Consider the following 19,815-nt stretch of genomic DNA (forward strand, 5'->3'; position numbering starts at 1 on the left):
GGACGGCAGCCACGGTGGCCGCGACGAGAGGACCGACGATCGTGCTCACCCGACACCCCAGGCAGACCCGGTGGACGCCGGCCCGACAGCGGCGGCGCGGGATCGCGCTGGCCGGCGCTCTCGCCCTGGCGGTGACCGGCTGCGGCTCCTCCGACGACGGGACGCCGAGCAGCGGCGGCGCGGAGTCCCTGGACGCGGTGACCGCGGGCATCGTCCCGGTCGTCGACAGCGCCCCCATCTACCTGGGCCAGCAGCAGGGCTTCTTCGAGGACCCGGGGATCGACCTGACGCTGCAGAGCGGGCAGGGCGGCGCGGCCATCGTGCCCGGCGTCGTGAACGGCACCTTCCAGTTCGGGTTCGGCAACGTCACGTCCGTGCTCCTGGCCGCCGACCAGGGGCTGCCGCTGGAGATCGTGGCCGGCGGGGTGGCCTCGACCGGCGAGGCCGGGGCCGACTTCAGCGGCGTCGTGGCCCGGCCGGACAGCGGCATCGCGACCGCTGCCGATCTCGCCGGCAAGCGCGTCGCCGTCAACACCCTGAACAACATCGGGACCACCACGATCAACGAGTCGGTGCGGAAGGCCGGTGGCGACCCCGCGAGCATCCAGTACGTCGAACTCCCCTTCGCCGACATGCCCGCGGCGCTGGACCAGGGCAACGTGGACGCCGTCTGGGTGGTGGAACCGTTCCTGACCGTGGCGGCCGGCGGCGGGGGCCGGGTCGTCGCCTCGAACTACGTCGACGCCGCCGACGACCTCACCGTGGCGGTCTACTTCACCAGCGCGCAGCTGGCGGCCGACGACCCCGACCTCGTGGACCGCTTCCAGGCCGCGATGACCCAGTCGCTGGAGTACGCGCGGCAGAACCCCGACGCGACGCGGGCGATCCTGACCGAGTACACGGACATCGAACAGTCGGTCCTCGACTCGCTGCAGCTGCCGGAGTGGCCGACCGAGATCAACCGGGACTCCATCGAGACCCTGGCCGAACTGGGGGTGGCCGACGGGCTCCTGACGCGGGTCCCCGACCTGGCCCAGCTGCTGCCGTGACGTCCCTCGTCGGCCCCGGGAGCCCCGTCAGCGCGGCTGGTCCCGGGGTCGGCGAGGCTGGACGGCAGCACACCCACCCGCACGACAGCGAGGAGAGCCCGGGCATGAGCCAGCGTGAGTCGTTCAGCGAGGAGCGGTCGGCCGAGGTGGTCGCGGCGAGCTTCGCCGGCACCCCGGACCCGCGGTTGCGGCAGGTGCTGACCTCGCTGGTCGAGCACCTGCACGCCTTCGTGAAGGACGTCGAGCTGACCGAGGAGGAGTGGGGTGCCGCCATCGCGTTCCTCACCGCCACCGGGCAGACGTGCGACGACGTCCGCCAGGAGTTCGTCCTGCTCTCCGACGTCCTCGGGGTGTCGATGCTGGTGGAGACCATCAACCACCGGACCGGCGGGCAGTCGACGGAGTCGACGGTGCTCGGCCCGTTCCACATGGTGGATTCCCCGCCGCGGGAGCTCGGCGCCGACATCGCGCTCGACGGCAAGGGGAACCCCTGCCTGGTCACCGGGCGGGTGACCGGCCCGGACGGCGAGCCGCTGGGCGGGGCGCTCGTCGACGTCTGGCAGGCCAATGACGACGGCTTCTACGACGTCCAGCAGCCCGGCATCCAGCCCGAGCGCAACCTGCGCGGACTGTTCACCACCGACTCCGACGGGCGGTTCTGGTTCCGCACGATCGTGCCGCGGCACTACCCGATCCCCGACGACGGCCCGGTGGGGCGGCTGCTGGCCGCCACCGGCCGGCACCCGAACCGGCCGGCGCACGTTCACTTCATCGTCACCGCGGACGGTCACCGCCCCGTCACCACCCACCTGTTCGTCGACGACAGCCCCTACCTGGACTCCGACGCCGTCTTCGGGGTCAAGGACAGCCTGGTGCGGCCGTTCCCGGTCGTCGACGACGCGGCGCGGGCAGCCGAGGTCGGGCTGCCCAACCCGTTCCGCACCGTCCACTTCGACGTCGCCCTGTTGCGCGGCGACCAGGCGCCGCCCGCCGCCCAGCCGGCGGAGGTCGCGCCGACCGTCGTCCGCGGCGCTCCCGGGGGATCCCCGGAGTGATCCCCCCGTTCACCTACCAGGCCCTGCCGATGCGGGTCGTCTTCGGCGTCGGGGTCCTGGCCGAGCTCCCCGCCGAGGTCGACCGGCTCGGGCTGCGCCGGGTGCTGGTGATCTGCTCCCCCGGCCACGAGGACACCGGTCGGAGGGTCGCCGACGCGCTGGGCGACCGGGCGGCCGGCGTCCTCCCCGAGGCCCGCACGCACGTGCCGATCGAGGTCGCCCGCCGGGCCCGGGGGCGCGCCGCCGTCCTGGCGGCGGACGGCTGTGTCGCCGTCGGCGGCGGCTCGGCCATCGGCCTGGGCAAGGCGATCGCCCTCGAGTCCGACCTGCCGGTGGTCGCCGTCCCCACCACGTACGCCGGCTCGGAGATGACCCCGGTGTGGGGACTCACCGAGGGCGGGGTGAAGCGCACCGGCCGCGACGCCCGCGTCCTGCCGCGCAGCGTCCTCTACGACCCGGAGCTCACCGTCGGTCTCCCCCCTGCGCTGTCGGCAGCCAGCGGGATGAACGCCGTGGCGCACGCCGTCGAGGGGCTCTACGCACCGGACGCCACCCCGATCGTCTCGCTGATGGCCGAGGAGGGTGTCCGCGCGCTGGCCTCCGCACTCCCCGCGGTCGTGGCCGACGGCCGGGATCTCGACGCGCGCGGCGAGGCCCAGTACGGCGCCTGGCTGTGCGGGGCGGTGCTGGCCGCGACCACGATGTCGCTGCACCACAGGCTGTGTCACACCCTCGGCGGCGCCCTCGACCTCCCGCACGCCCAGACCCACGCCGTCGTCCTCCCCCATGTCCTGGCCCACAACGCCCCGTCCGCGCCCCAGGCCGTGGCCGCCCTGACCCGGGCCCTGGGCGGTACGCCCGACCCGGCCCGGGCGCTGTGGGAGCTCGCCGGCCGGCTGGGTGCACCGCGCTCCCTCCGCGAGCTCGGCATGGCCGAGGAGGACGTCCCCCGCATGGCGGCGCTCGCCGCGTCGGGGGCGGGTGGGGACTCGTACCGCAACCCCCGCCCGGTCACGGCGGCCGGCGTCGACCTCCTCCTGCGGGCGGCATGGACGGGGGGCCCGCCTCCCCCCGGAGGATCGGCCACGTGCCTGGACCCGACGACGAGCAGCACGTGAGCGGATGGCTCGCCACCGCCACGGTCGACGCGGCGGTGTTCGAGCTGCGGCCGGACTACCGGGCACTGCTGCTGACCGCCGACGGACTGCACGGCGGCCCCAGCGACGAGGTCAGCGAGCGCGTCCTGGCCGACGCCGAGGACGCCGCCCGGCGGTTGCTCGGTGGCCGGCCGCCGGAGCAGCTGGCGCACCTGAGCGCCTGGCGCGAGGCCTACCGGGCCTTCGGCGCCAGACCGCAACGCACGCGGCCCAGCGTCGAGGCGCTGCTGCGCCGCGTGCAGCCGGACGGGCTGCCCCGCATCGACCGGATCACCGACGTCTACAACGCCGTCTCCGTCGCCCACCTGCTGCCGATCGGCGGCGAGGACCGCGCCGCCTACGCCGGTCCCCCGCGGCTGGTGCGCGCGACCGGGGACGAGGCCTTCGACACGACGGCGGGCGGCGAGCCGGTGATCGAGCACCCCGATGCCGGCGAGGTCGTCTGGCGCGACGACGCCGGCGTCACCTGCCGCCGCTGGAACTGGCGGCAGGGCACCCGCACCCGGATCACCACCGACACCACCAGCGCCGTGTTCATCCTCGACGCGCTCGCCCCGCTCCCCGACGACGCCGTCTGCGCCGCGGCCGACGCGCTCACCGACGCGCTGCTCGCCCTCAGCCCGGCCGCCGTCGTCCACCGGCGGCTGCTCGCGCGTCCCGGCCGCGACACCTCGACCCCGCCGGGCTGACCCACCCTCGGTGCGCCCGTGCTCGGTCGTACCGCCGTGCGCAGCGGCTCACGCGGTGCGGGTCATCGTGGACGCGGAGCCGCCGCCCGGCCGCTGCCTGGCCGACGGGGCCTCATCGGCGCGACGCCGTCACGGTGGGGTGCTGTCGGGCGAGGAGGACGGCGCCGGCAGGGAGTCGACCAGCGCCTCGAGGGTGGCGCGGGTCCCGCGTTCGTGCAGCGACCCCAGCACGGCGCGGTAGTGCCTGGTGAAGCGCTCGTCGTCGACCAGGTCCCCGAACAGCTCGCGGTCGGCGAGGAAGGCCAGGGGGTCCTCCCGCTGCCGGCGGGCGCCGGCCACGAGGGTGTCCCGCCGGCGGTCGACCACCTCGATCGGCTGCCCCTGCTCGTCCACGCCCTCGGCGAAGCGGGCCCACCCGGCGACGACCGCGGCCGACCGGCGCACCTCCCCGCCGGAGGCGAGGTTCTCCCGGACGACGGGGAGCAGCCACTTGGGCAGCCGTTCGGAGCCGTCGACGGCGAGCCGGGCGAGGGTGTCGCGGATGTGGGGGTTGGCGAAGCGGGCGACCAGGGTGCGCCGGTAGTCGTCGAGGTCGATCCCGGGGACCGGCAGGAGGGTGGGGGTCGCCTCGTGCTCCAGGTAGCCCAGCAGCAGGCGTGCCAGCAGCGGGTCGGTCACGGCGTCGTGCACCAGCTCGTGGCCCGCGAGCCGGCCCAGGTAGGCCAGCGCCTGGTGGCCGGCGTTGAGCAGCCGCAGCTTCATCCGCTCGTAGGGCTCGACGTCGTCGACGACCTGGACGCCGGCGTCCTCCAGCGGCGGGCGACCGAGGCCGAACCGGTCCTCGAGGACCCACTGGGTGAAGGGCTCGCACACCACGGGCCACCGGTCCTCGACGCCTGAGCGCCGGGCCACGTCGGCCCGGTCCTCGTCCGTGGTCGCGGGGGTGATCCGGTCGACCATGGAGTTCGGGAAGGGCACCTCACGATCCACCCAGGCGCCGAGCTCGGGGTCGCGCAGCGCGGCGAAGGCGGCGAAGCTGCGCCGCGCCACGTCCCCGTTGTGCTCGATGTTGTCGCAGGACAGGACCGTGAACGGGGCCAGCCCCCGGTCCCGCCGGCGCACCAGCGCCTCGGTGACCAGGCCGAACGTCGACCGCAGCGCGGCGCCGGGACGCAGGTCCCCGACCACCTCGGGAGCCGTCGCGTCGAACTCCCCGCTCACCGCGGAGACGTTGTAGCCCCCCTCGGTCACCGTCAGCGACACGATGCGCGTCGTCGCGGCCGCCATCCTCTCGACGACCGATTCCGGGTCGTCCGGCGCGAGCAGGTACTCCACGATCGACCCCACGACCCGGGCGTCGAGCGTGCCGTCGGTGTGCTTGACCACCAGCGTGTACAGACCCTGCTGGGCCGCCATCACCTCGGCCATCCGGCGGTCCGAGGGCAGGACGCCGACCCCGCAGATGCCCCAGTCCTGCGCCTGCCCCTGCTCCAGCAGCCGGTCGACGTACATGGCCTGGTGCGACCGGTGGAATCCCCCGACGCCCAGGTGCACGATCCCGACCCGCACCCGGGACCGGTCATAGGTGGGCACGGACACCGAGCCGGCCAGAGCCGGCAGGGACCGCGCGTCGAGCGGCTGCATGACGGGTCCTCTCACAGGTCAGGTGGCCGGCCGCCGTCCGGTCGACGAGGAGGATCCGCTCCTGCTGGTGGTGGTCCCATGGTGGCGAGACCGCCCCTGGCGCAGCGGCCCGGGGCTCTCAGCCGGCGTGGCCCCGTTCCGACAGCACCCGGGAGATGCCTCCCGCGGCCGTCATCACCGCGCCACTCAGGCGCCGCGCATCGGTCCTCTGCTCGGGCACCACGACGGACAGCGCGGCGATCACCCGGTCGGCCGATGCCACGATCGGGGCGGCGACGGACACCAGCGGAACCGGCTCGTCACGCCGGAAGACGGCCACCCGGTTCCTCCGCACCGCGGCGAGTGTCCGCCGTAACGCCGCGGAGGAGATGGGCAGCATCTCCGGCTCCTGGACGAGGTCACGAGCCAGCAGTGCCTCCTGCACCTCCCACGGGGCGTAGGCCAGGAGGACCAGGCCACCGCCGGTCGAGTGCAGCGGTAGCCGATCGCCGGTGTGGTACAGCGGCGTGAGGGCCCGGTGCGACGAGATCCGGTCCACGAGGACGCCGTGCTCGCCGTCCCGGACGACGAGCAGGACGTGCTGGTGGACCGCCTCGGCGAGATCGCCCATGAAGGGCAGCGCGATCTCTCGCAGGCCCTGCCCCCTCGGGGCCAGGGAAGCAACTCCCAGGAGGCGCAGTCCCACGGTGAACCGCCCCTGCTCGTCGCGCTCGAGAGCGCCCCAGCCGACGAGCCGGCCCGCCAGGCGGGCGGCGGAGCTCTTGGGGATCCCGCTACGTCGGCTCAGGTCCAGCAGGGTCAGCCGGGGATGGTCCCGGTCGAAGGCGCCGAGCAGCGCGAGTCCGCGGTCCAGGACCGGGTCCCCGTGCGGCGGGCGACGACCGCGCCGGACAGGTGGCTCAGACGGCGTCATCGGACGACACGGGGAGCGACCCGTTCGGTCGAGCCGAGAGGTTCTGGGCCATTGATTGGGATTGTGCCTCACGCCATGTGAGCCGCACCACCGATGCTCACGCCGTCCGGCAACCCGCCGGCGGATCGCTCGAGGCCCTGGGCAGACCGGCTCCCTGACGAGGGGTGAGCCCTGACCGTTCCCCGACCAACGGGCCCCTCTGCTCGAGCAGCGAGTTCACGAGAAGAGGAGACCGTGGCAGTCGTCAGTGCCGTCCTGGCCACCACGCACCATCCGTTCTTCTACCGGGAGACCGAACTGACGCCGCCGGAGAGGCGACGTCCGGAGGCGGCCGAGTGGAAGCGGAAGGTCGAGGCGTACCGCGAGACCCTCACCGCCGCCCGGCCGGACCTCCTGGTCATGGTGGGCGCCGACCACTTCCACCAGTTGTTCTACGACAACTACCCGACCTTCCTGATCGGCAAGCAGCCCAGGTACGACGCCACCTGGCACAACGAGGAGCGGTACTTCGGGCTGCCGACCTTCGTGCTGGACGGCCACGAGGACCTCTCGGGACACCTGCTGCAGGGCCTCATGGACCGGGGCTTCGACTTCGCCGTGAGCCACGAGCTCAAGCTCGACCACTCGATCACGTGCGCGATCCTCGCGGTGCGGCCGGAGGGCGACCTGCCCATCGTGCCGATCTACACCAACATCTTCGCGCCGCCGCTGGCCCGCCCCGCCCGCTTCTACGCCCTCGGCCAGGCGATCCGGGACGTCATCGAGGCGTATCCCGGCGACCAGCGGGTCGCGGTGATCGGCACCGGCCACCTCTCCTTGGAGATCGGCGGCCCGCGCCAGTTCCAGGAGACCGCCCCGGACCTCGAGTTCGACCGTCGGGCGGTCGAGTGGCTGGCCGACGGGGACATCGACGCCATCCTCGAGAACGTCACGCCACAGGTCCTCGAGGCTGCCGGGAACGCCACGGACGGCTTCCTCGACCTCGTCCTGATGCTCGGCGTGGCCGGGCGCGGGAAGGCCCACCACGCCGATCACCTCGAGCTCTTCCAGACGACCGAGGCGTTCTTCACCTGGTACCCGCAGGGGGACCCGCGGTGAGCAGGTACTACGTGAACAAGTTCCTCTTCCAGGCGGACCGTTCACCGGAACTGCTGGCCGCGTACAAGGCCGACCCCGTCGCCGCGCTCGCGCGGTGGGAGGAAGACCACGGCCGGTGGCTCGACAAGAACGCGACGGTCGAACGCACCACCTGGCTCGCCTTCACCGACGAGGAGCGCCGAGCGCTCGAGGAGCACGACCACGTCGCGCTCTTCGAACTGGGCGCGCACTGGTTCCCGACCCTGCAGGTCTTCGTCGGGATGCACGAGAAGGACTACGAGGCCACGAGCGGTCCCCTGTCCTACCAGCGGGAGTTCGCGGCCGACCTCGCGCACTGGCGCGGCAGGACCTACCCCGACATCCGGCCCTGACCGGCGTCTGTCCGCCCACCCACAGCACACCGGCGTCCCGGCACGGCGCCGACGTCCCCACCCGAGGAGCAGAGGACCACATGACCCCCCAGACCCTGCAGGACCGGATCGACCAGCACGGCGACGTCGTCGGGATGCTGCGCAACTCCACGGCTCCGCCGTACGTGTCCCACCCCGTCGTCCAGCCGGAGTTCCACAACTGGCGGGACGAGTCGCTGGCCTGGCGCCAGGGCGTCGTGCTGTTCGACCAGACCCACCACATGGACGCCCTGTACATCCGGGGCCGTGATGCGCACCGGCTGATCAGCGAGACGTCGGTGACCACCCCCAGCTTCCCCGTGGACTCGGCCAAGCAGTACGTCGCCGTCAACCACGACGGGCACGTCATCGGCGACGGCATCATGCACCGGGAGGGCGACGACGACTTCATGTACGTCGGCCGCTCCCCCGCGGCGAACTGGCTGCTGTTCAGGGCCGAGAAGGGTGGCTACGACGTCGACGTCGACGTCGACCGGCGCTCCTTCGAGTACCCGCTCGGCCGGCAGATCTCGCGACGGTACTGGCGGATGCAGATCCAGGGGCCGCGGGCCTGGGAGGTCATCGAGGAGGTCAACGGCGGTCCGGTCGAGGAGATCAAGTTCTTCCGCGAGGCCTGGATCGACATCGCCGGGGTGCGCGCCCGGTCCCTGCGCCACGGGATGGCCGGCGCGCCCGGACTGGAGATCTGGGGACCCTACGAGTCCTACCTGCAGGTCCGGGAGTCGATCCTGGAGGCCGGGCAGGAGTTCGGCATCGTCCCGGTCGGCGCCCGCGCCTACCCCACCTCGGCCGTCGAGTCCGGCTGGATCCCGTCGCCTCTGCCGGCTGTCTACACCGGCGACCGGATGCGCGACTACCGCGAGTGGCTGCCCGCCGACGGCTACGAAGGGCGCCTGCCACTCGCTGGTTCGTACGCCCCTGGGGCGGTCGAGGACTACTACCTCACCCCGTGGGACCTCCGGTACGGCTCCTTCGTCAAGTTCGACCACGACTTCATCGGCCGTGACGCGCTCGAGGCACACGACCCCGAGACGTTCCGCCGCAAGGTCACCTTCGCATGGAACGCCGAGGACGTGACCCGCATCCTCGGCTCGGTCGTGAACGTCGACGGGCCGCAGTTCAAGTACCTCGAACTCCCCCTGGGCAACTACGGACAGTCGCAGTACGACAGCGTGCTCGACGGAGCCGGCACGCTGGTCGGGCTCTCCCTCCTCAACGTCGCTCTGTCCTACAACGAGCGCCAGGTCCTCTCCACGGGCGTGGTGGACCGCGACGTCCCCGACGGCGCGGAGCTGGAGCTCGTCTGGGGCGAACCCGACGGCGGAACGCGCAAGCTCAACGTCGAGCGCCACGAGCAGACCACGGTGCGCGTGGTGGTCAGCCCGTCGCCGTACTCCTCCGTCGTGCGCTCCGAGTACCAGGGCGGCTGGCGGAGCTCCACCACCGTCCTCTGAGCCCGTACGGGCCGCGGGACGACGGATCGACTGAGTGCCCGATCCCCGGCGCGTCCACCTGATCGATCCGGGCGCCGACGGCGACGTCCCGAGCACTGGTCACCGCACGTCCTCGGTCGTCGACCCCGCCGCCCCACCCCTGAACCTCTTCGACAAGGAGAAAGCGATGCGACAACTCCCTCGTCCCACGGTCAGCGCGGCGCTCGCCGCGGTGGCCGCTTCACTGCTCGTCGGATGCGGGTCCGACGACGAGCCCTCGGCGACGGACTCCTCCGGCGTCGTCACCCTCAGGGTGGCCGTGTTCCCCATCGCCAACCTCGCGCCCCTCTACGTGGGCATCGAGCAGGGCTTCTTCGAGGAGGAGGGCCTCAGCATCGAGCCCGTGGAGCAGGGCGGCGGCGCCCAGGTGATCACCGCGCTCAGCGCTGGTGAGGTCGACGTGGGCTGGTCTTCCACGCCCGGCACCATCATCGCCGCCGCGCAGGGACTCCCGATCAGGATCGTCGCCCCGGGAACCGTCGGTCCGGACTCCGCGGACGCCATGACCGGCCAGCCGATGGTGGTGGCGGCCGACAGTCCGATCCAGGGCATCGAGGACCTGGCGGGGAAGAAGATCGCGGTCAACACCGTCGGCAACATCCTCGAGGTCACCATCTCGGCGGCGCTGGAGAAGGCCGGCGTGGACCCGGGGTCGGTCGAGTTCGTGGAGATCCCGCCGCCGGACCAGCCGGCCGCGCTGGCCACCGGGAACGTGGACGTCATCTCGGCGTCCGAGCCGTTCTACACGCAGGTCACCTCCTCCGGTGAGGGCCGGGCCATCTTCGACGCCTTCTATGCCGCGGCGCCCAGCCTCCCCACCGGTCACTGGATCTCGACCGACCCACATGCCAGCGAGAACGAGGACGTGCTGGCTCGCTTCGACAGGGCGATCACGGAGGCGAACGAGTACTCCAACAGCAACCCCGACGAGGCACGCGCCGCCATCCCGACGTTCACGCAGATCCCACCGGGGATCGTGGACCGGATCGGACTGTCGACGTGGTCGGACGACATCGACGTGAGCGGTCTGGAGACGGTGCAGGAACTGACCCGCAGCTACGGGCCGCCGGACCTCGACGAAGTCGACCTGGACTCGCTCGTCCTGGAGTAGTCGCGACCGAGGCGTGTCCGGGGGAGCTCCGGACGCGCCTCGGTCCGTGCACCACCGTCGATCGACGGTCCGGACGTGGGTCACCGCGTCCGCCGACCGTCCCTCCCCCTCGGCCGCACACACGCACCCAGTACCGCAGGAAGGCATGACGATGACATCGACCGACGCAACCTGCGTCAGCTCCGCAACAGGACCTCTGGCCGGCCTCGTCGTGGCTGACTTCTCCCGGGTGCTCGCGGGCCCCTACGCCACCATGCTGCTGGCCGACCTGGGCGCCGAGGTGATCAAGGTCGAGGGTCCCGACGGCGACGACACCCGTGGCTGGGTGCCCCCCGTCCGCGACGGCGTGGGTACCTACTACCTGGCGGTCAACCGGAACAAGCGGTCCATCGCCCTCGATCTGGAGGACCCCGACGACCTGCAGGTCGCGCACGAGCTGTCGGCCCGGGCCGACATCATGATCCAGAACTTCAAGCCCGGCGGCCTGGCCCGCTTCGGGCTCGACTTCGACGCCGTCCGAGCCCGCAACGAATCGGTCATCTACTGCTCGATCAGCGGATTCGGCGCCGCCGGTGGCGCGAAGCTGCCCGGCTACGACCTGCTGGTGCAGGGCATGTCCGGGCTGATGAGCCTCACCGGCGCCGCGGACGGGCCACCCTTCCGCGCCGGCATCTCGGTCTTCGACGTGATGACCGGCCTGCACTCGGTCATCGGCATCCTCGCCGCGCTGCACCACCGCGACCTCACCGGCGCGGGTCAGCACGTCGAGACGAACCTGCTGTCCACCGCCCTGTCCACGCTGGTCAACCAGACCTCTGCCTACGTCGCCGGCGGCGTCGTCCCGACCCGGATGGGCAACGCCCACCTGAGCCTCTTCCCCTACGAGCCGCTCCGGACCGGCGACGGGGAGCTGATCGTGGTCGCCGGCAACGACGGCCAGTTCCGCAGGCTCGCCGCCGCGATCGGCCGCCCCGAACTGGCCACCGACCCGCACTTCGACACCGTCGGCAAGCGCAACGACAACCGCGAGCGGCTGCGCCCGCTGCTGCTCGACGCGCTGTCGACGAAGAGCGCGCAGGACTGGTTCGGCATCCTCACCGACGCCGGGCTGCCCTGCGGGCCGATCAACACCGTCGCCGGCGGCATCCAACTCGCCGAGGACCTCGGTCTCGAGCCGGTCGTCGACGTCGGCGACGACGTCGTACCGACGGTGCGCAACCCGATCCGGCTGTCCCGGACGCCACCGAGCTACCGGCTCCCTCCGCCCGCGCTCGACGAGCACGGCGCCGACGTCCGAGCCTGGCTCTCGACACCGCGGGAGGCCGACCGTGGCTGAGGCGACCGAGGCCCGGCAGCAGATCGACCTGCGGACCCCGCGGCTGCTCTCGATCGCGGCGGAGGAGGGCCTGTACGGCCCCCACTTGTCGCTGTTCGCCGCCATCGGACGGGTCCACCCGCAGGTGCTGGACCGCACCCTGCCGCTCAACGGCGCCGGCGTCTGCGGCGCCGCGCTGGCCGACCTCGGGCTACCGCTCCCGCTGCTGCGCGCCTTCGCCCTGCTGGCGCGCACCGCCGGCCTCTCGGCCAGCTCGCCGAGGAGATCCGCCACCCGGTCGGCCGCGACGTCTTCCTGTCCGTCGACCTGAACAACCGCTCGGTGGCACCCGACCCCCACCTCCCCGACGTCCTGCCCACCCGCCGCGACTCGGAGTCCGGCGGGGAGGGACACCGGAGCTGCGTCGGAGGATCCGCGCGGACGCGCTCGTCGTGACGACCGCTGCGCCCGACCGCGCAGCGCGGTGGGCCACGTGGGCGGTGCCGACAGTCCTCCGGTCGTCAGGGACCGGTCCGCGGGGGTGCGGCGGGCAGCTGCACCGTGACGCGGAGGCCCCCGGCGGGGCGGGCGGTGAGGGTGAGGGATCCGTCGTGCGCTCCGGCGATGCTCTGGACGATCGCCAGACCGAGACCCACGCCGGCGTGGTCGGTGCGGGTGCGTCCGGTGCCGCGCTGGAAGGGCTCGGCGAGCGTGGCGACCACCTGGGGCGTGATCTCCTCGCCGGTGTTCTCGACGGTGAGCACGGCGGTCCCGGGACGAGCGCTCGTCGTGACCCAGACGGTGCCGCCGTCGGGCAGGTTGTGGACGATCGCGTTGTGGACGAGGTTCGTGGCCAGCTGCAGCAGGAGCGCAGGTGAGCCGCTGGTGGCGGTGGTGTCGCCGGAGGTGTGGAGGGTGACGCCGCGCCGCTCCGCGAAGGGCAGGAGGGTCTCGGTGGCCTCCTCCGCGACGAGGGACAGGTCGACCCGTGCCCGCGTGGAGGGCCGGTGGTCGGCGCGACTGAGCAGCAGCAACGCCTCGGTCAGCTCGATCGCTCGGGCGTTGACGTCGTGGAGGCGGTCGACGAGCTCCCGCGGGTCGCGGTCCGGGTCCTCGCGGGCGACGTCGAGCAGGGTCTGGGTGATCGCCAGTGGGGTGCGCAGCTCGTGGGAGGCGTTGGCGGCGAACCGTTGCTGTCCGGCGACGTGTGCCTCGAGTCGCGCGAGCATCCCGTCGAAGGCGTCGGCGAGCTCGCGGAACTCGTCGCCGCGGCCCGGCAGCGCGACCCGGTGGGAGAGCGACCCGGTCGCGGCCAGACGGGTGGCGTCCGTGATGCGGGTCAGCGGAGCGAGGACCCGGCCGGCCAGGAACCACCCGCCCACGAGACCGAGCACCAGCAGGAACCCCAGCGCCGCGGTCGCCCGCGGCGTGAAGGCGCGCTGGAGGTCCGACCGGTTGGGGACGAAGACGCCGGGACGGCCCCCGGGTGCGTCGGGGGTGACGAACACGCCGTCGGGTACGTAGCGCAGCAGGAACACCCACACGACCGCGAGGAGCAGGGCACCGGCGAGCAGGAGGAAGCCGGCGTAGCTCAGGGTGAGTTTGAGCCGGACGCTCGGACCAGGCGCTCTATCCACGGCCGCCTCCCTCGCGTCCGGGCCCGGGTGGGGTGTCGATGCGGTACCCGACGCCGGCCAGGGTGGCGATGATCCCCGGTTCACCGAGGCGTTTGCGCAGCGCCGAGATGGTGATGCGCACGGCGTTGGTGAAGGGGTCGGCGTTCTCGTCCCACGCGCGTTCCAGCAGCTCCTCGGCACTGACGACACCGCCTTCGGCGGCGACGAGGACCTCGAGGACGGCGAACTGCTTCCGGGTCAGCGCGACGTACCGGCCGTCGCGGTAGACCTCGCGGCGGAACGGGTCCAGCCGCAGACCGGCGATCTCCCGGACGGGCGGCCTGCTGTGCGCGCGCCTGCGGTCGAGCGCTCGCAGCCGGAGCACGAGCTCCCGGAGCTCGAACGGCTTGGTGAGGTAGTCGTCGGCCCCCAGTCCGAAGCCCGACGCCTTGTCGTCGAGCCGGTCGGCAGCCGTGAGCATCAGGATCGGCATGCCGCTGCCGGACGCGACGATGCGGGTGGCGATCTCGTCACCGGAGGGGCCCGGGACGTCGCGGTCGAGCACGGCGATGTCGTAGGCGTTGATGCCCAGCAACTCCAGAGCGGTGTCCCCGTCACCGGCGAGGTCGGCCGCGATCGCCTCCAGGGCCAGCCCGTCGCGGATGGCCTCGCCCAGCCAGGGTTCGTCCTCGACGATCAGCACGCGCATGCCCGCGAGGCTAGAGAGCCGGTGCGTATCGCCGGCATATCGAGAACGGCATACGGGCTGACGACACGACCCTGCCTTGGCTGGGGGCATGTCCTCCAGCGAGCAGGTACGAACGACAGCCCGGCGTGCAAGATCGACCATCGCCGTCGTCCTGGCCCTGGCCGTCGCCGCGGTCATCGGCCTCGCCCTCGGGTACCAGGCGGTGGCAACCCCGGTCCTCTCGGCGGCCTCACCCGGCGGCGCCCCGCACGGGGACGGGCGAGCGGCGGACGCCCCGGGCCCCGGTGACCGGGCACGCCCAGCTCCCGGTCTGCCTCCTCCCCCACCGGACGGCACCGGCTGGGCCGTCACCGACGGCGTGACGGTCGACGACGGCGTCGTCCCTGACGGCGTGACGGTCTTCGACGGTCGGTTCCCGGCCGTGGCCGATCTCGACCCCGATCTGCTGAGCGCCGTCCGCGAGGCCGCGACAGCTGCCGCGCACGACGGCGTCGAGTTCTCCGTCACCAGCGGCTGGCGTTCCCCGGCGTACCAGGAGCACCTGCTCCGCGAGGCGGTCGCCGAGTACGGCTCGGCGGAGGAAGCTGCCCGATGGGTCGCCACGGCGGAGACGTCGGCGCACGTGACGGGGGACGCCGTGGACATCGGGCCCGCCGATGCCACGGCGTGGCTGAGCGAGCACGGCGCCGAGTACGGGCTGTGTCAGGTCTACGGCAACGAGCCGTGGCACTACGAGCTGCGCCCGGGAGCCGCCGAAGACGGTTGTCCCGCCCCGTACGCCGACCCCACGCACGATCCCCGGTTGCAGCAGTGACCGGGAGGGGTGGTCCACCGGCAGGACCGGAGCAGGATGACCGGGTGGAGCAGAGCACCAGGATCGACGTCGAGGCCCCGGTCGAGCAGGTGTGGGAGGTGCTGCGCGAGGTCGAGCGGTGGCCGGAGTGGGCGCCGACGGTGACCTCGGCACGGCGGCTCGACGACGGGCCGCTCGCCGTCGGGTCCCGGGTCCGGGTGGAGCAGCCACGGATCCCCCCGACCGAGTACGTGGTGACCACCCTCGAGCCGAGCCGGTCGTTCACCTGGGTGGCCACCGGCCCCGGCGTCCGGACCACCGCTGCGCACCTGCTCGAGGACCTGGGCGTCGGTGGCACGCGCGTGACGCTGACGGTGGAGCAGGCCGGGCCCGTGGGCGTGGTGATGGGACGGTTCTACCGCCGCCTCACCGAGCGCTACCTGACCGCCGAGGCCGAGGGGATCAAGGCCAGGAGCGAGGGACGGGTGTGACGTCCGGCCGTGCGCGAGTGCGCACGGACCACCGCTCGATCGCCTGCGGACGCCGCCCTCGCGGGACGGCTCAGTCGTCGGTGTCCCGACCGCCGCCGCGGCCGTGGTGACCCCAGTCGTCGCTGTCCACCCGCTGGGCGACCCGCTCCTCCAGGTCGGCCAGCCGCTGGTCGGCCTCCTCCTGGCTGAGGTCGCCGTCCTCGACGGCCTGCGCGATCCGCGCCCGCTGCTCCTCGACGAGGGCGTCGACCAGGGTGTCGACCTGCACGCCCTGCTCCTCGGCGACGTCGGCCAGCGACGTGTCGTCGACCTCGAGGGCGTCCCGCAGCTCCTCCTCGGTCATGCCGAGCGCCGTCGCGGCGGCCGACAGGTCGAGCCGGCCACCGCCACCGTGACCGCCGCGGCCGCCACCGAGACCGGACTCGGCGAGCGTCGAGGCGACCGCGTCGGCCTGCGCCCCGGTGAGGGACCCGTCCTCCACCAGGCCCGCCAGAGCGTCCCGGATGCGGTCCTCCCGCGTGGTGGACGAGTCCGGGCCCGCCAGCGCCGGCACGGCCCACACCAGGCCGCCGCCCAGGGCCAGCACCCCGGCCGTCGTGGCGATGATCAGCTTCTTCCGCACGTGCGCTCCTCGGTCCGGGTCGGTCTGCTGCGACCGATCCGGCCAGGGTCGGGGGCGCACCTGTGGCGCAGCTGTGACCAGGCCGTGCCGCTCGCCGTGAGTCCGCTCCGGTCCGGTTGCTGCCAGGCGCCCGGGTCGCTCCCCGGTCGACCGGGGACTGCGACGGCAGCAGCTAGGGACGGGTGAGCCAGCCCGACGGGGGCTGTCGCCGATGCGCGAGGGTCCGGGACTGTGCCGCGGTCAGGTGACACCCTGCCGTGCACTCGAACTCGACCGGCTGGTCGTCGATCCAGCCCACTGCCGCCGTCCGCCCGCAGCCGGGGCAGACCTCCCAGGAGACTCGCTCGTCCACGGCCCTTCCCCCACCCCGCGACCGGTCGCGGGTCCTGCAGAGCTGGCAGCCCTGGGTTCGGGCCGTGGCCCCTGCGACGTCCGGGATACCCACGGTCGCCCTCCCGACATGCGGCACGGTCGTTCCTTTCCGCGGTGGCGCCCGGTCGGTCCCAGCGGATGGCTCCGGTGGGGTCGCAGCTCGGCCGCGGCGGGCCGTCAGCCGAGCTGCTCGGCCAGCGCGACGATGATCCCGGCGGGCCCCCGCACGTAGCAGAGCCGGTAGCCCTCCTCGAACTGCGCCACCTCTCCGACGAGTTCCGCGCCGTGGGCTCGCAGGCCGGCGACCGTGGCCTCGAGGTCGTCGACGGCGAACATGACGCTGCGCAGGCCCAGCGTGTTCCCCAGTGCGTTCTCCGGCTCGGGGCGGACCACCTCCGGGGAGTGGAACTCGGTCAGCTCGAGCCGGCCGTGTCCGTCCGGGGTGCGCATCATCGCGATGTCCACCCGGACGCCGTCGAGCCCGTTGACGCGGTCCACCGAGCGTCCCTCGATCGGCGCCTGACCCTCCAGCGCCATCCCGAGCTCGGAGAAGAACGCCGTGGCGGCCTCGAGGTCGTCGACGACGACGCTGACGTGGTCCATCCGCTGGATCGCCATGGTGGTCCTCCCTCGTCCTCGCGCGGCCTGTCGTCGGCCACTGATGTCCCCGGGACGGAGCCGGCGCCGCGTTCTCGACACCGGGCAGCCGCCGAGTTCCAGGGACCGGCGTCCGGCGCTCGAGCCCCGGCACTCACGCCACCGGAGGGGATCGCACGATCGACGGGCCCTCCACTGAGTCGTGCAGCGCCGCACTGGGCGCCGGGGGCAGGCATGGCTCTGCCGTCCGCCCTGCCCGGCCCCGACCGATGAGATCCGGCGGCGCACGGGGTCATCCGGTCGTGAGCGCGGCCGGACGGGCCGCCGTGACGAGCCCGGAGGACCACCGTGACGCAGTACCTGCTGTCCATGCCGCACGACTCCGCCGAGGAGCCCACGATGGCGTCGATGGACCCCGCCGAGCTGGAGGCCACGCTGGCAGTGGCTGGTGCCTTCCTCGAGGAGCTGGCGGCGTCCGGCGCCCTCGTCTTCGCGGGTGGACTGCACCCGCCGTCCACGGCGGTCACCGTCGACCACACACGCGGCGACCTCGTAGTGGCAGACGGGCCCTACACGCAGGCGCCGGAGTACCTCGGAGGCCTCTGGGTGGTGGAGGCGACGGACCGGGAGGCCGCCATCGCCTGGGCCGCGAAGGCATCCCAGGCCCTCGGCGCCCGGATCGAGGTCCGCGCGTTTCAGGAGGTCCCGGCCTGAGGACGTCGAGGCAGGACGATCCCCGCGGTCACGACCTCGTGAAGGTGAGGTGGGTGACGCCGCTGGGCGTCGAGACCGCCTCGATGTCGTAGTCCGCCTCCAGGGCTTCGAGGCCGTCCCACAGCCGCACCCCGCGGCCGAGCACGATCGGCACCTGGACCAGGTGGACGTGGTCGACGAGCCCCGCCGCGATGAAGTCGCGGGCGACGGTCGGGCCGCCGCCGATGCGCACGTCCCGGCCGGCTGCCGCCTCGCGCGCGACGTCCAGGGCCTCGGCCGGGGACGCGTCCAGGAAGTGGAACGTCGTCCCGCCGGCCATCTCGATCGGCGACCGTGGCCGGTGTGTGAGCACGAAGGTCGGGGTGTGGAACGGCGGGTTCGGGCCCCACCACCCTCTCCAGTCGGCGTCGTCCTGCCAGCCCGGGGGGCCGAACTTGCCCGCGCCCATGATCTCGGCGCCGATGCCCGGCTCGTGCTGCTGGGCGACCGCGTCGTCGATGCCGGCGGTGCCGCCGCTGCGTCCCAGGATCGGGGCGCCGAAACGGGTGGCGATCATCCACTCGTGCAGCCGGTGGCCGGCGTGGCCCATGGGGGTGTCCAGGGCCTGGCCCTCACCGGTGGCGAACCCGTCCAGCGACATGGAGAGGTTGTGGATGCGGGTCCGTGTCATCTGCTCGCTCCGTCTGCTCGGCTGCCGTCCGCGGGTGGAGACCCCCGCCGGCCCCGGCTCTCATCGGTCCGGTCGCCCATGGGCTGGCCGCTCAGCGCGGTGAGCAGGTCGAAGCCGACCCGGTCGACGCTGCGCACGTCGTTGGCCAGGGCGACCACGCCCACACCGGCGGCCGGCACGAATCCGGCGAACGCGCGGAAGCCGCCGGTGCCGCCGTTGTGCCAGAGCAGGACGCGGCCGCCCCTCATCGGCACCCGCAGCCAGCCCAGCCCGATGCCGAGTCGCGAGCCGGGGCGGCGCTCCGGGTGGGTGAGTGCGATCGCCGGTCCGAGCGGGGTGTCCTCCGGGCGCAGCTGGGCCTGCAGGAAGGTGAGCACGTCGGTGGCGGTGGAGCGCAGCGCACCAGCGCCGGGCAGGCCGGCGACCCGCCAGTGGCCGGTGGTCCGGCGGCGGCTGCGGTGGCCGACGGCCTCGCGCTCGGACTGCTCGCGGTCGGGCAGGAGCACGGTGTCCGCCATCCCGAGCGGATCGCAGATCCGCGAGCGCACGAGCTCGCCGAAGTCGCGGGTGGCGGCCGCAGCGACCAGCGCGTGGCCGAGCACGCCGGCACCGAGGTTGGAGTAGGCGATCCGGCCGGTGCCGGGCGTGCGGCGCAGCGTGGTCCCGGCCAGCGCGGTCAGCAGGGCGGCGCGGTCGAACGCCTCCCACGGGTCGCCGTTCCGGGCCTTCCACTGGGCCCTGATCGCAGCCGCGAGCGGCATCGGGTTGTTGGGCAGCCCCGCGGTGTGGGTCGCCAGGTGCTCGACGGTGATCGCCACGCCGTCCCGAGTCGGGACGACCACCTCCGGCAACAGGTCAGCGACCGGCGTGTCCAGCGACAGCTCGCCGCGCGTCACGGCCACGGCCAGCAGCAACGCGGTGAACACCTTGGTGACCGAGCCGATCTCGAACAGGCTGTCCGCGCGGGGTGGCGGGCCGTCAGGCGCGCGAACCCGCCCGACCGGCACGACGAACCGCGCGCCCTCGGAGGTCACCGCACCCACCACCAGCCCGACGTGCCGCGTGCCGTGCCGGGCAGCGATGCGCTCGACGGCCTCGTCGAGAGCGCCGCGGTCCATCACGCCCGCTCCCCCGTCCGCCGGCTCGGGAGCGGAGCTGTCGCGACGTCGATCCCTGGGCTCGGGTGCAGGGGCATGCCCGTGATCAGACCATGCCGGTGACCGTGGCGAAGGGTGCCCGACCCTCGCGCGAGCAGGCAGGTGCGGGCCAGCGACGAGGGCACGGAGACGGGGACGGT

The 19,815-nt window shown here is 73.3% G+C and carries 21 protein-coding genes; 13 read left to right on the top strand and 8 right to left on the bottom strand.

Annotated elements, in window-relative coordinates:
- Positions 1-41: 41 nt before the first annotated feature.
- The 4 genes from GCU56_RS02415 to GCU56_RS02430 all read left to right on the top strand — a co-directional run bounded on the left by GCU56_RS02415 (position 42) and on the right by GCU56_RS02430 (position 3,950).
- Positions 42-1,049, top strand: a complete 1,008-nt coding sequence (locus tag GCU56_RS02415) for an ABC transporter substrate-binding protein (RefSeq protein WP_204331320.1) — start codon at positions 42-44, stop codon at positions 1,047-1,049.
- Positions 1,050-1,153: 104 nt separating this feature from the next.
- A complete protein-coding gene (locus GCU56_RS02420) occupies positions 1,154-2,104 on the top strand; it encodes an intradiol ring-cleavage dioxygenase (RefSeq protein ID WP_163479912.1) in 951 nt (316 codons plus the stop codon).
- Positions 2,101-3,222, top strand: a complete 1,122-nt coding sequence (locus GCU56_RS02425) for an iron-containing alcohol dehydrogenase (protein ID WP_163479913.1) — start codon at positions 2,101-2,103, stop codon at positions 3,220-3,222. The genes GCU56_RS02420 and GCU56_RS02425 overlap by 4 nt, the downstream gene beginning before the upstream one ends.
- Positions 3,192-3,950, top strand: coding sequence for a B3/B4 domain-containing protein (locus tag GCU56_RS02430; RefSeq protein WP_345771594.1), 759 nt, complete (start codon positions 3,192-3,194; stop codon positions 3,948-3,950). The genes GCU56_RS02425 and GCU56_RS02430 overlap by 31 nt, the downstream gene beginning before the upstream one ends.
- A gap of 129 nt (positions 3,951-4,079) precedes the next feature.
- On the opposite strand, the gene GCU56_RS02435 is transcribed toward GCU56_RS02430, so the two are convergent.
- Together GCU56_RS02435 and GCU56_RS02440 are read right to left on the bottom strand one after the other, a co-directional pair.
- On the bottom strand, positions 4,080-5,594 hold the full coding sequence (locus tag GCU56_RS02435) for a mannitol dehydrogenase family protein (protein WP_163479915.1): 1,515 nt from the start codon (positions 5,592-5,594) through the stop codon (positions 4,080-4,082).
- A 118-nt stretch (positions 5,595-5,712) separates the two neighbouring features.
- Positions 5,713-6,507, bottom strand: a complete 795-nt coding sequence (locus GCU56_RS02440; RefSeq protein WP_163479916.1) for an IclR family transcriptional regulator — start codon at positions 6,505-6,507, stop codon at positions 5,713-5,715.
- Positions 6,508-6,741: 234 nt separating this feature from the next.
- On the opposite strand from GCU56_RS02440, the gene GCU56_RS02445 reads away from it, so the two are divergent.
- The 6 genes from GCU56_RS02445 to GCU56_RS02470 all read left to right on the top strand — a co-directional run bounded on the left by GCU56_RS02445 (position 6,742) and on the right by GCU56_RS02470 (position 12,265).
- A complete protein-coding gene (locus GCU56_RS02445; RefSeq protein WP_163479917.1) occupies positions 6,742-7,605 on the top strand; it encodes an extradiol ring-cleavage dioxygenase in 864 nt (287 codons plus the stop codon).
- Positions 7,602-7,976 carry a hypothetical protein gene (locus tag GCU56_RS02450; RefSeq protein ID WP_163479918.1) on the top strand — a complete coding sequence of 125 codons (375 nt, stop codon included), beginning with the start codon at positions 7,602-7,604 and terminating at the stop codon, positions 7,974-7,976. The genes GCU56_RS02445 and GCU56_RS02450 overlap by 4 nt, the downstream gene beginning before the upstream one ends.
- Positions 7,977-8,056: 80 nt before the next feature.
- Positions 8,057-9,469, top strand: coding sequence for a vanillate/3-O-methylgallate O-demethylase (ligM, locus tag GCU56_RS02455; RefSeq protein WP_163479919.1), 1,413 nt, complete (start codon positions 8,057-8,059; stop codon positions 9,467-9,469).
- Positions 9,470-9,635: 166 nt separating this feature from the next.
- A complete protein-coding gene (locus GCU56_RS02460) occupies positions 9,636-10,619 on the top strand; it encodes an ABC transporter substrate-binding protein (RefSeq protein WP_163479920.1) in 984 nt (327 codons plus the stop codon).
- Positions 10,620-10,770: 151 nt separating this feature from the next.
- The gene (locus GCU56_RS02465) at positions 10,771-11,955 is read left to right on the top strand and encodes a CaiB/BaiF CoA transferase family protein (RefSeq protein ID WP_163479921.1); all 1,185 of its coding nucleotides are present in this window, start codon (positions 10,771-10,773) and stop codon (positions 11,953-11,955) included.
- The gene (locus tag GCU56_RS02470; RefSeq protein ID WP_239521648.1) at positions 11,948-12,265 is read left to right on the top strand and encodes a hypothetical protein; all 318 of its coding nucleotides are present in this window, start codon (positions 11,948-11,950) and stop codon (positions 12,263-12,265) included. Before GCU56_RS02465 ends, GCU56_RS02470 begins: the two co-directional genes overlap by 8 nt.
- Before the next feature lie 190 nt (positions 12,266-12,455).
- Here GCU56_RS02470 and GCU56_RS02475 read toward each other — a convergent pair whose 3' ends face one another.
- A complete protein-coding gene (locus tag GCU56_RS02475; RefSeq protein WP_163479922.1) occupies positions 12,456-13,571 on the bottom strand; it encodes an ATP-binding protein in 1,116 nt (371 codons plus the stop codon).
- Complete coding sequence (locus tag GCU56_RS02480) at positions 13,564-14,259, bottom strand: response regulator transcription factor (protein ID WP_163479923.1); 696 nt, start codon at positions 14,257-14,259, stop codon at positions 13,564-13,566. Before GCU56_RS02480 ends, GCU56_RS02475 begins: the two co-directional genes overlap by 8 nt.
- Positions 14,260-14,347: 88 nt before the next feature.
- On the opposite strand from GCU56_RS02480, the gene GCU56_RS02485 reads away from it, so the two are divergent.
- A complete protein-coding gene (locus GCU56_RS02485) occupies positions 14,348-15,073 on the top strand; it encodes a M15 family metallopeptidase (RefSeq protein WP_163479924.1) in 726 nt (241 codons plus the stop codon).
- A gap of 44 nt (positions 15,074-15,117) precedes the next feature.
- Positions 15,118-15,543, top strand: coding sequence for an SRPBCC family protein (locus tag GCU56_RS02490; protein ID WP_163479925.1), 426 nt, complete (start codon positions 15,118-15,120; stop codon positions 15,541-15,543).
- A gap of 70 nt (positions 15,544-15,613) precedes the next feature.
- Here GCU56_RS02490 and GCU56_RS02495 read toward each other — a convergent pair whose 3' ends face one another.
- Both GCU56_RS02495 and GCU56_RS02500 read right to left on the bottom strand, forming a co-directional pair.
- A complete protein-coding gene (locus GCU56_RS02495) occupies positions 15,614-16,165 on the bottom strand; it encodes a hypothetical protein (protein ID WP_163479926.1) in 552 nt (183 codons plus the stop codon).
- Positions 16,166-16,714: 549 nt separating this feature from the next.
- Positions 16,715-17,155 carry a VOC family protein gene (locus tag GCU56_RS02500; protein WP_204331321.1) on the bottom strand — a complete coding sequence of 147 codons (441 nt, stop codon included), beginning with the start codon at positions 17,153-17,155 and terminating at the stop codon, positions 16,715-16,717.
- Positions 17,156-17,482: 327 nt separating this feature from the next.
- On the opposite strand from GCU56_RS02500, the gene GCU56_RS02505 reads away from it, so the two are divergent.
- Positions 17,483-17,848, top strand: a complete 366-nt coding sequence (locus GCU56_RS02505) for a YciI family protein (protein ID WP_163479927.1) — start codon at positions 17,483-17,485, stop codon at positions 17,846-17,848.
- A 28-nt stretch (positions 17,849-17,876) separates the two neighbouring features.
- Here the strand turns inward: GCU56_RS02505 and GCU56_RS02510 are convergent, their stop codons facing one another.
- Together GCU56_RS02510 and GCU56_RS02515 are read right to left on the bottom strand one after the other, a co-directional pair.
- Positions 17,877-18,518, bottom strand: a complete 642-nt coding sequence (locus GCU56_RS02510; protein ID WP_163479928.1) for a dihydrofolate reductase family protein — start codon at positions 18,516-18,518, stop codon at positions 17,877-17,879.
- On the bottom strand, positions 18,515-19,636 hold the full coding sequence (locus GCU56_RS02515; protein ID WP_163479929.1) for a serine hydrolase domain-containing protein: 1,122 nt from the start codon (positions 19,634-19,636) through the stop codon (positions 18,515-18,517). The genes GCU56_RS02510 and GCU56_RS02515 overlap by 4 nt, the downstream gene beginning before the upstream one ends.
- Positions 19,637-19,815: the final 179 nt, after the last annotated feature.

The organism is Geodermatophilus sabuli (assembly GCF_010686765.1).
Lineage (GTDB): Bacteria > Actinomycetota > Actinomycetes > Mycobacteriales > Geodermatophilaceae > Geodermatophilus > Geodermatophilus sabuli_A.